This is a genomic window from Streptomyces sp. NPDC001027 (assembly GCF_040299045.1).
Taxonomy (GTDB): Bacteria; Actinomycetota; Actinomycetes; order Streptomycetales; family Streptomycetaceae; genus Streptomyces.
In genome coordinates this window covers 1-9,452 of sequence record NZ_JBEPBI010000281.1, presented here as the reverse complement: position 1 = coordinate 9,452, position 9,452 = coordinate 1, and the positions used below count along the sequence as shown (strand labels likewise).

The 9,452-nt window shown below is 67.6% G+C and carries 10 protein-coding genes and 3 pseudogenes; 4 read left to right on the top strand and 9 right to left on the bottom strand.

The window, feature by feature from the left end; translation table 11 throughout:
- Nucleotides 1–71 precede the first annotated feature (71 nt).
- Both ABT300_RS37895 and ABT300_RS37890 read left to right on the top strand, forming a co-directional pair.
- Nucleotides 72–413 carry a hypothetical protein gene (locus tag ABT300_RS37895; RefSeq protein ID WP_351685940.1) on the top strand — a complete coding sequence of 114 codons (342 nt, stop codon included), beginning with the start codon at nucleotides 72–74 and terminating at the stop codon, nucleotides 411–413.
- Nucleotides 361–2,433, top strand: a complete 2,073-nt coding sequence (locus ABT300_RS37890; protein WP_351685939.1) for a recombinase family protein — start codon at nucleotides 361–363, stop codon at nucleotides 2,431–2,433. Before ABT300_RS37895 ends, ABT300_RS37890 begins: the two co-directional genes overlap by 53 nt.
- An 18-nt stretch (nucleotides 2,434–2,451) precedes the next feature.
- Here ABT300_RS37890 and istA read toward each other — a convergent pair.
- The 7 genes and pseudogenes from istA to ABT300_RS37850 all read right to left on the bottom strand — a co-directional run.
- A pseudogene (gene istA, locus ABT300_RS37885) lies at nucleotides 2,452–3,219 on the bottom strand (IS21 family transposase); the annotation flags it as partial.
- 197 nt (nucleotides 3,220–3,416) lie between these two features.
- Nucleotides 3,417–4,031 (bottom strand): class I SAM-dependent methyltransferase, encoded by a 615-nt coding sequence (locus tag ABT300_RS37880; RefSeq protein WP_351685937.1) that lies wholly within the window; start codon nucleotides 4,029–4,031, stop codon nucleotides 3,417–3,419.
- 494 nt (nucleotides 4,032–4,525) lie between these two features.
- Nucleotides 4,526–4,994: pseudogene (locus tag ABT300_RS37875) on the bottom strand (molybdopterin cofactor-binding domain-containing protein); the annotation flags it as partial.
- Between the two features lie 811 nt (nucleotides 4,995–5,805).
- Nucleotides 5,806–5,976 carry a helix-turn-helix domain-containing protein gene (locus tag ABT300_RS37865; protein WP_351685935.1) on the bottom strand — a complete coding sequence of 57 codons (171 nt, stop codon included), beginning with the start codon at nucleotides 5,974–5,976 and terminating at the stop codon, nucleotides 5,806–5,808.
- 308 nt (nucleotides 5,977–6,284) lie between these two features.
- Nucleotides 6,285–6,503, bottom strand: a complete 219-nt coding sequence (locus ABT300_RS37860; RefSeq protein ID WP_351685932.1) for a transposase family protein — start codon at nucleotides 6,501–6,503, stop codon at nucleotides 6,285–6,287.
- A complete protein-coding gene (locus ABT300_RS37855; protein ID WP_351685930.1) occupies nucleotides 6,500–7,117 on the bottom strand; it encodes a transposase family protein in 618 nt (205 codons plus the stop codon). The genes ABT300_RS37860 and ABT300_RS37855 overlap by 4 nt, the downstream gene beginning before the upstream one ends.
- Before the next feature lie 72 nt (nucleotides 7,118–7,189).
- The gene (locus ABT300_RS37850; RefSeq protein ID WP_351685927.1) at nucleotides 7,190–7,405 is read right to left on the bottom strand and encodes a hypothetical protein; all 216 of its coding nucleotides are present in this window, start codon (nucleotides 7,403–7,405) and stop codon (nucleotides 7,190–7,192) included.
- A gap of 14 nt (nucleotides 7,406–7,419) precedes the next feature.
- Between ABT300_RS37850 and ABT300_RS37845 the strand changes: the two genes are divergently transcribed.
- On the top strand, nucleotides 7,420–7,710 hold the full coding sequence (locus ABT300_RS37845; protein ID WP_351685923.1) for a hypothetical protein: 291 nt from the start codon (nucleotides 7,420–7,422) through the stop codon (nucleotides 7,708–7,710).
- Here the strand turns inward: ABT300_RS37845 and ABT300_RS37840 are convergent.
- Entirely contained in the window at nucleotides 7,699–8,457 is a 759-nt protein-coding gene (locus tag ABT300_RS37840) for a hypothetical protein (RefSeq protein ID WP_351685921.1), read from the bottom strand. The two genes, ABT300_RS37845 and ABT300_RS37840, sit on opposite strands and share 12 nt — an antisense overlap.
- A 233-nt stretch (nucleotides 8,458–8,690) precedes the next feature.
- Nucleotides 8,691–9,053: a DUF1304 domain-containing protein gene (locus ABT300_RS37835; RefSeq protein ID WP_351685918.1), complete on the bottom strand. Its 363-nt coding sequence runs from the start codon at nucleotides 9,051–9,053 to the stop codon at nucleotides 8,691–8,693.
- 219 nt (nucleotides 9,054–9,272) lie between these two features.
- On the opposite strand from ABT300_RS37835, the pseudogene ABT300_RS37830 reads away from it, so the two are divergent.
- Nucleotides 9,273–9,452, top strand: a pseudogene (locus ABT300_RS37830) (DDE-type integrase/transposase/recombinase); the annotation flags it as partial.

The following is a 9,452-nucleotide window of genomic DNA, read 5'->3' as shown; positions in this document are numbered from 1 at the left end:
GACCGACGTTGCCTGAGAGCTGAGCACGTTTATCTGTACTTGGCTGAGCACTTCAGGGAGTACGCGGACAGGTGGCGGCCCGTTATGAGGAACTCCGGACGGCGATCGCTGACGGCACGGGCGAGGGATGGCGGCTGGGCCGGGGTGTGCTCGCCGCCAAGGGCATGGCGGCCTGGGCCACGGCCTGGCGGTCCCTGCCCGAGTCGGCCGCCCGGCCGGCCCCCGGGCATCGGCCGCCCGGCCTGCCCAGTGACAGCGACGAACTCGTACGGGTCCTGGCCGCGATGGCTCTGGCCCACATCCACCCCGATGAACCGGCGGGCCGAAAACCCCACAAAGCCAAGGGAGTTGACGTCGCCCATGGACGCGACCGCGGCGGCGGGCAAGGTGACCCGCGAGCACCTGCAGCGTGACGCCTACCTCTATATCCGCCAGTCCACCCTCAAACAGGTCATCAACAACACCGAGTCGACCGCCCGCCAATACGCCCTGCGCGGCCGAGCCATCGCCCTGGGCTGGGACCACTCCCAGATCATCGTCATCGACACCGACCAGGGCCAGTCCGGCGCCTCCACCGAGGGCCGCGACGGCTTCCAGCGGCTGGTCGCCGAGGTCGGCATGGGACACGCCGGGATCGTCCTCGGACTCGAGGTGTCCCGGCTGGCCCGCAACAACACCGACTGGCACCGGTTGCTGGAGATCTGCGCGTTGACCGGCACTCTGATCCTGGACGAGGACGGTCTCTATGACCCCGGCAACTTCAACGACAGGTTGCTCCTCGGGCTCAAAGGCACCATGTCCGAGGCAGAGTTGCACCTGCTCAAGGCCCGCCTGCGGGGCGGATCACTGTCCAAGGCGAGACGCGGCGAGCTCATCCAGCCGCTGCCCGTCGGCCTGGTCTACGACCACGCCGACCGTGTGGTTCTCGACCCGGATGCCCAGGTGCAGCAGGCCATCCGGCATCTGCTGACCACCTTCGCCGCCACCGGCTCCGCCTACGCTGTCGTCAAAGTATTCGCCGACGCGGGCCTGAAGTTCCCCCGCCGGATCCGTACCGGCCCCAACAAGGGCGAGCTGACCTGGGGAATCCTGCAGCACCACCGAGTCCTACAGATCCTGCACAACCCACGCTATGCCGGAGCATTCTTCTACGGGAGGCGCCGCCAACGCCGCGGCCCCGGCGGCAAGACCACCAGCCACGTGCTGCCCCGCGAGGAGTGGACCGTGCTGATCACCGACGCCCACCCCGGCTACCTCACCTGGGCCGAGTTCGAGGCCAACCAGACCCGGCTCACCGAACTCGCCGCCGCCCACGGCACCGACCGCAAAGCCTCCCCGCCCCGCGAAGGCGCAGCCCTGCTGCAGGGCGTGGTCTCCTGCGGCAAGTGCGGCCGCCGCATGACCGTGCGCTACCAGCACTACAAAGGCACCGGAAAACCGATCTATCTCTGCCAGTTCGAAGGCATCCGCAACGCGCACCCGATCTGCCAGACCATGGTCGGCGACCAGATCGACGCAGCCGTCGGTGAACTGCTGCTGACCACCCTCACCCCGCTCACCCTCGAGGTCGCCCTGCGGGTCAGCGACGAGCTCGCCACCCGCGCCGAGGAGGCCGACCGGCTCCGCGCTGCCGGCGTCGAACGCGCCCGTTACCGAGCCGACCTCGCCCAGCGCCGCTATCTGGCCGTCGACCCCGCCAACCGGCTGGTCGCCGACACCCTGGAGGCCGACTGGAACGACGCCTTGCGGGAACTCGCCGAGGCCACCGAGGAGTACGAGCGCGCGAAGAACACCGCGATCGGCCCGCTCTCGCCCGAGACCCGGGCCAGGATCAATGCGCTGGCCGCCGACTTCCCCCGGCTCTGGAACGACCCGGCCACCCCGATGCGGGAGCGCAAACGCATGATCCGGCTCCTGGTCACCGACGTCACCCTCACCAAGACCGACCACATCGCCATCGGCGTCGTCCTGCGCGGTGGCCAGAGCCACCAACTCACCCTGCCCCGCCCGCTGACCGCCTGGGAACTGCGGCAGACCGACCCCGCCGTCATCGCCGCACTCGACGCACTCCTCGACGAGCACACCGACGCCCAGTGCGCGGCCATCCTCAACGAACGCGGCCTGCCCAGCGGCATGGGCCAGCCCTTCACCCGCGGCATGATCGTCCACCTGCGCAACGCCTACAAGCTACGCAGCCACCGCCAGCGCCTGCTCGACGCCGGGATACTGACCGTCTCCGAACTCGCCCGCCACCTCGGCGTCCACTTCCAGACCATCAAGCACTGGCGCCGGGACGGCATCATCACCGGCGTCCTGGCCAACGACAAGGGCGAGTACGTCTTCCACCTGCCCGGACCCGAGTTCGTCCGCCCCGTCATCGGCCGACCTCGGCGAAGCGTCCTGGACCCCGAATACTCCGAAACGACCCGATGAGGTGCAGTGTGATGACAGAGGTTTGTCCTTTGGCTTCGATGCCCTTGCCGGGTCCACCAACGCGCCGTAGTGGGTGGCGAGTTCGGCATACGCCTTGTTGATTTTCGGGTCGTAGAGGTCGGGCTTGTCGACGCCGGTCTTCAGGTTGTCGGGCACCAGCCGGCGCGGGACGCCGTCGAAGTAGCGGAAGGCGGCGACGTGTGCCTCGGTCCACGCGTGCTGGTCCAGGTGCAGGACCGGGCGGACGAACATGTGCCGTGAGCAGGGCAGCACCATCACGAACGCCCAGACGCGGTGCCGTTTGCCGGTGCAGGGGTTGGTCCACTGGCCCAGGAAGCCGTAGTCGATCTGGGCTTCCTCGCCCGGCTCGATCTCGTCGCGCAGGACGGTGACCTGCGAGCGGCTCACTTCGTCGGGCAGTGTGGCGTGCACCCAGCGGCGGAACGAGGAGATCGACACCTTCAGTTTGTGCTCGTCCCGCAGCCGCTGGTGGATCGTGGAGACCGTCACCGTTCCCAGCAAGTCCTTGATGTAGTCGCGGTGTTGGTCGATGTCGGACCAGGTGACCTGCCGCAGTCTCCGGTCGGCGAGGCCGGGGAACCATCCCTCGATCAGCCCGGCCCAGTCGGCTTCGGTCATGGGCGGGCCGCCCGGGGTGATCCCGGACGCCTCCGCCGGGGCCAGGTACTTCCTGACCGTTTTGCGGTCCACCCCCAGCGACGCGGCCAGCGCGCTCTTCGAGCGGCCCGCGTACCAGTGGATGTAAATCTCCGTGATGTCGACCACGACGAACGTTCTCCTCGCCATCCGGGCTGCCCATCGGCCTGCCGAACCACGGGACGAGGAACACGGACAGCTCCGCGACGACCAGGCCCCTCGATCCCGGACTCCGCGCTACCCATGGCCAATGCGGAGGAACCGCCACGGAGAATCACATGACGCTCAAACCGCCCCAGGTAGTGAAAACCGCCATCGATGCCAGATCAGCGGGCGGGTTTCTCCCAGGTCAGCGAGTACCGGCGCAGCACATGCCGGCGGTAGCGCACGCCGGGCAGCAGGCGCCGGGCAGCAGCCCGCACCTGCCCATAGCTCATCTGCGGGTCGGCGACCGGCATGCCCTGCGGAGCACTCGCGCGACGCAGCACCTTCGTGATCTGCACGATCGGGGCAGCCGCGATCAACGCCGCCCACTCCGTCACGCTCACCTCGCGGGCCAGACCGACCACCACCAGCGTGCCGCCAGGCCGCAGCAGCTCACGCATGCGGACGAGGGCCGCCTCGAAGTCCATGTGGTGGATCGTGGTCACCGAGCAGACGAAGTCGTACTCCGCACCGGGAAGTTCCGCGGTGAGGAAGTCGCCCTCGACGAAGGCGAGTTGCGGATCGCCGGCAGCAGACTCGCGTGCGCAGGCGATCATCTCCGGCGACGTGTCGATCCCGGTGACGTGTTTCGCCCGCCCGGCAAGCTTCCGGGCCAGCAGCCCGTCCCCGCAGCCGACGTCCAGGGCATCACCGCACCCCTCGGGAACAGCCCGGAGGATGCCCGGGTGCCGGGCAACGTTGGTGTTCCAGTACGGATCTGCGGCGGGCTGGCGCATCGGATCATCCTAGAGGCCCGTCATGGCCCGCCGAGTGCACACCGATGGATTCACCGTCCCCATGGGGAGTCGTGATCGCGGGGATGGGGAATTACGTGAAGCTGATCATGTAGATCGTGGGGAATTGCCTGATCGTCGACACTGGCGCAACTCCCTGCCGATGCCCCACATGGTGCTCCGGTCGCTGCTTGACCCTGAGCCCCGAGAACAAGAGGGGAACAACGAGCATGACAGGCTGGAGCCCCCAGGAACTGTCCCGCGTCGAGAACGCTGACGAACCGCAGATCGCACCCAGCGGCGCGCAGACGGCGCCCATCGGCCCCCAACGCCGATCTGGGTAGTCCGGGTCGGCAACGGCCTCTACGTCCGTCGCACCGCGGCCGGACCGGCGTTTGGTTCCGCGCGACGTATCAACGGCGGTAACGGTGGCCACGGCGCAGGGGCGGGCGGGAGCGCGGCACCCGTCGGCGAGGGGGGCGGCGATGTTCAGCACGTCATGCGGGCAGTTCGCGGATGCGGCGTCCGGTGGCGTTGAAGACGGCGTTGGCGATGGCCGGGGCGACACCGACGTGCACGATCTTGCTCAGCCCCTTGACGCCGATCGGGTCGGCGATGGGGTCGTTGCCGTCTACGTAGATGGCGCGCAGATCACCGATGTCGGCGTTGACGGGGACCAGGTAGTCGGCAAGGTCGGCGGTGGCCAGTGACGGAGTGCTCAAGCAGAGCGGTCCCGGTGCCGCCGATGGCCTGGCTGTCGGCTAGGGCGGGGCTGATGATGCGGCCAGCGTCGTAGACGTCGAGCAGGCGCCGTACCTGCACCTGGCCGAGGAGTGCGTCGACGGCGACTTCGGCATAGGCGTACATGGAGTGGCGTAGCACGTGCTCGCGGTGCGGCGTGCTGCCCGGCTTGAGTAGCAACTCATCCAGCCGCAGACGGCGTTCGCCGTCCCTGCCGCGTAGCTGGACCACGGCACCGAGCGCGACGAAGGCAACCGCCATATCGGACGGATGCGCGGCCACGCAGGAGTCGGAGGTGCCCAGCCAGTGCCTGGCTGATCATCGGGTATCGGCCGCGCACGGCGGGATGCGCGGCAGCCTCAGCCACGGTCACCAGCGCGCCGATGCGCAGGACGCCGTCCTTAGCGAGCTGGATCTTCTTCAGGGGAGGGGCGGCATCGCAGCCCTTCTTGCGACCCTGGGGGCAATTGTCGGGGCGGGTGACCCGCTAGGAAGATCGGTCTGAGACGAGGGAAGCGATCGCGAGGTGGTTTTCGGCGTAGGTCTCACGTCGTTTGGTGAAACGCTGCAGTGGCGCCCATTGCCGCAGTTCGGCGTTGGTGTGCTCGACGCAGATCCGGACCGAGGAGCAGCGTCGCCACGACTCGCGCCAGGCTGCTTGTCGCCGGCGCACGCCTCGGTTTTAGGTTTCGTCGACGGGGCGCTGACCTGACAGGGGAACTCCTTGGCCAAGCCGATGTATCCGGAGTCGACTTTGGCTCGGGCGGAGACGGAGCTGCTCGGTGATGCCATCGCTGCGTACGACGGTCTGGTCGTGCATGTGACCGGCCTGACCAAGCCGGCCAGCAGCATCGGGCCTTGCTGGTCGCTGAACGTGGTGGTCTTGATGGTGTTCTGCTTGCGCTTGCCGGAAACGAAGGCCCGCCTGCTGGGACGTCCGCCCACGGACGGCGCACTTGGGTCTCGGCTCCGTCGAGCCGCAGCTCGATGTCCTCGGCCTCGGCATAGGCGAAGACGTCCTCCAGGGCCTTCAGCCTCAGGCCGGGCCGTCGGATATGGCGAAGCCACGCTCGGCAAGCGAGGCCCGTACCTCCCGCACTGCGGTGGAGACGGTGGAGCAGTCCACCCCGTACAGCTCGGCCATAGCGACGTGCGGCGGATCGTGCCGCAGGCAGATGAGGGTGATAGGCAGCCGGTCGTTGAACACGAGCTTCGTCTTGCGCCCGCCGCCCGACGGCGTTCACCTCCACGCCGCTCGGCCCGATCAGACTCCCGTGCCGCCTCCCAGCGTGGCGCCAACTCCAAGACAAGTCCCGCGAAGGGTTGGCGCGTCACGCCAGTGAAGGCAGGCTGGGACAGGGCGGCACGGTTCAGGGTATGAGTCACATCTCCCGATCGTGCCGCGCACACCACTGAGCCTCCGCCAACTTAAAGTCGCAGGTCAAAGGGCTGGTGTGACCGGTCCCCGGGTGCTCGCGCTGGTCGTGGGCAGGAGTCCGCGGAGAAGATCATCTGTCAGCGGTTGATTTCGAGGTTCGTCAGGACGAGCAGGGCGCGCAGGAGGCGGGTGGCGCGGGCGGGATCGGTGCGGAGCTTGGTGAGGATCCGCCAGTTTTTGAGGTGGGCGAAGCCGTGCTCGACCGGTGCCCGTCCGACGGCGAGGACGCGGTTGGCTTCCTTCTCGCCTCGAGTGAGCTTGTGGGTACGAGTAGCGATGTAGCCGGTGACGATCACGGGGTCGAGGATGTCGTTGTCCAGGCCGCGGAGCCGAGGTCGGCCAGCGCTCCGAGGCCGGAGGCGCGCAGGTGGGCAAGGATGTGGTCGTGGCGGGCGGCGGTGTTGTAGTGGGTGCGGCCGGGCCGGGCGGCGGATATCCAGATCAGGCGGCCGATCTCATCGGTCAGGGCGAGGAAGTGCAGGCCGTGGCTGCGGTGCTTGCCGGAGTAGTTCCGCCGGTCGGCCTTGCCGGTGCGACGCTGGGTGCGGATGAGAGTGCCGTCGATCAGGACCACCTCCCCACCCTGCTTGACGACCTCCTTCAGGGCACGGTCCAGGCGCGGAGCCTGGGCGGCGAGTAGTCCGATCAGCTCGTCGCGCCAGCGGCGGACGGTGGACTCGGACACGTTGTTGCCGCAGGCCATGTCGGCCAGGCGCTGGTCGTGGCGCAGCACGGCCAGGACGATCACCGCGATCTTCCCCGGCGGCAGGAGGCGCCATCGGGACCGAATCGTCTTCAGGTGACGCCGCAGTAGACCGGCGAGGTGGTTGACGGTGCGCGTGGACAGAGGCAGGCGGCACCGGTAGGTAAGCGGGCAGGTGTCCTCGGCAAACTCTTTGGTATTCGTCACACAATTCCAACGGCCGCCGGGGGCAACCCGGTTACGCCCGCGCCGAGCCACTCCGCCTGACGGTGCTCCTGATCACAGGCGGGTGGTGAACCGACCGTCGGGCAGCTTCCGCAGCCAGCCGCGGTCGACAAGCCTGACCAGCTTGCTGCGCAGCGGTTCCAGCTTGGACCGTACGCTGACGTCCACTCCCACTACCTCGCCGACCTCGCGGGCCATGACCGGTCCGGCGGCCTGCCGCACGGCGGCGATGATGCGCTGGTAGTCCCACGGGAGCGAGTCTTCCTCCACGCCCGGTTCGCGGTGTGCGGGATCAGCATGACCGCCCGGCCGCCTACCTGCCCGGGCACCGGCCCGACGGAGGCTCGCTCCTCGGCGAGCTGCCCGGTCATGCGTTCCAGGACCCGTTCGGCGACAGCGAGTTCGTCCCGCTCGGCCCGCACGTCCGCCGGCTGTTTGGCCAACTGCTCTTCGAGTTCGTCCAGTTCCGCGCGCCGCGCGGTGATCCGGTCCAGCAGCTCGGGATCCAACATGTACCGGATCGTAGGAGGCAGCCGAGGCGTAGCGAGCAGGAATCGGACAGTTCAGCTACCTGAGCAGGAGCGAACCGCATCGTGCCAGGCACCGGGACTGCGGCGGTGGTTGTTGTGCCCTGCAGCAAGTACGTGCCGCAGTTCGGCAAGGTATTGGGTGTTCATGGGAAGACTTGGCTGGTCGAGGAGGGCCAGAGCGGCGGTCGATTCCAGGTCACCGTAAACGTCGTGGAAGCTCGCCCGAAGACCGAGGAAGAGAGCAGAGTGCAGGGCGGGAAGCCGTGCGGCGGTGCGGTATGTCCGCTCCTTCACCGTCCAGCGCACCGGGCCCGAACACTCCAGAACCCGACGGGCCCGGCGGAGGAGGGCTTGCGATCGCTCGGCCACTACTCGGTCGATGTCCTTTCCAAGGACCTCGGCGAAAGCCGTCGCGGAAGCGGTGTGGTCCTCGAACCAGTCCACCCACAGCGAGTAGGTAACGGCCTCGACGTCCCGGTCCGCCTCCAGCCGCTGACGATAGCCGCCCCACAGCACGTCGGCCGGCAAGAGGCCCTCCCCGCTCCCGTCCGCGAATCGGATCTCGCAGGCGACCCAGTAATCGTCGAGGAGATCCAGCAGCCCGAAGGCCAACCGCACCTGGTCGGCTGTACTCAGGTCCTCGGCGAACACATTCCCGGCCCAAGAATGTGCCACTTGGTTGGCGGTGAGCAGCACGTCCGGCTTCTCGTCGCTCACCCACCCGTCGCGTACCTGGTGGATGCCCTGATCAGCCAGCCAACGCCGTGCCGCCTCCATGCCTTGCGTATCCATCCGGGCAGTATGACAAGCCTCGCGAGATCCCAATGAAACAGCCGAACGCCATCGGCAGAACCGGCATGGAGCCGCGAATCACCCCTTGGCGGACGATCTTCCCCGCAGACTCCCGCCTACGAGCAGGGTGAGCACCCTGGGCACGAGTCACGCCAGTCCTTTGACCTGCGACTTCAAGTTGGCGGAGGCCCACTGACATTTCCGTCAGCCACGTTCAGCTTGCTGGGCGACGCTCAGCGGGCGGCCAGCACCAGCGCCAGTCCGATCAGCGCGGGAACAGTCTGCACGAAGACGATCTTTCGGCTGGCCGTGGCGCCACCGTACGCACCGGCCACAACCACGCACAACAGGAAGAACACCTTCGCCTGGAAACCCACCGGATCGGATGCCACCGCACCCCACACCAGACCGGCGGCGAGGAAGCCGTTGTACAGCCCTTGATTGGCCGCGAGTGCCTTCGTCCCGAAGGCGAACTCGGCACTGGTCCCGAAGGCTGCCCGGGCCCTGGGGCCGGTCCACAGGAACATCTCCAGGACCAGGATGTAGACGTGCAGAGCAGCGATGAGCAGTACCACGACGGTTGCGATGATCGACATGAGTAACAGGATCACACGACATTCCCGCACTGAGCTCGGCGCCCGTCATGTCTTTACGCAGCGCACCCCTCCCAATTGCCCCCAAGATCGTTAATTCCAGTCAGCTTCAGGTGTTCACGCAACAGGTCCAGCAGCGACGTCCGGTTGCCAGTGTCCCTGTGCGGTCGGCCCAGGACGCGCCTCCTTCCCTTCTCGAAACCGCTGCCGCCCACCTCACCGGTTCCGGACCTGTTCCAGCGGGACTTCACCGCCACCGAGCCGGGACGGAAATACATGGGCGACATCACACCTATCTCCCCTTGGAAAACGGGGAGTTCCTCTATCTCGCGACCGTGTTGGACTGCTTCAGCCGCAAGGTCGTCGGCTGGTCCATCGCCGACCACATGCGCACCGATCTGG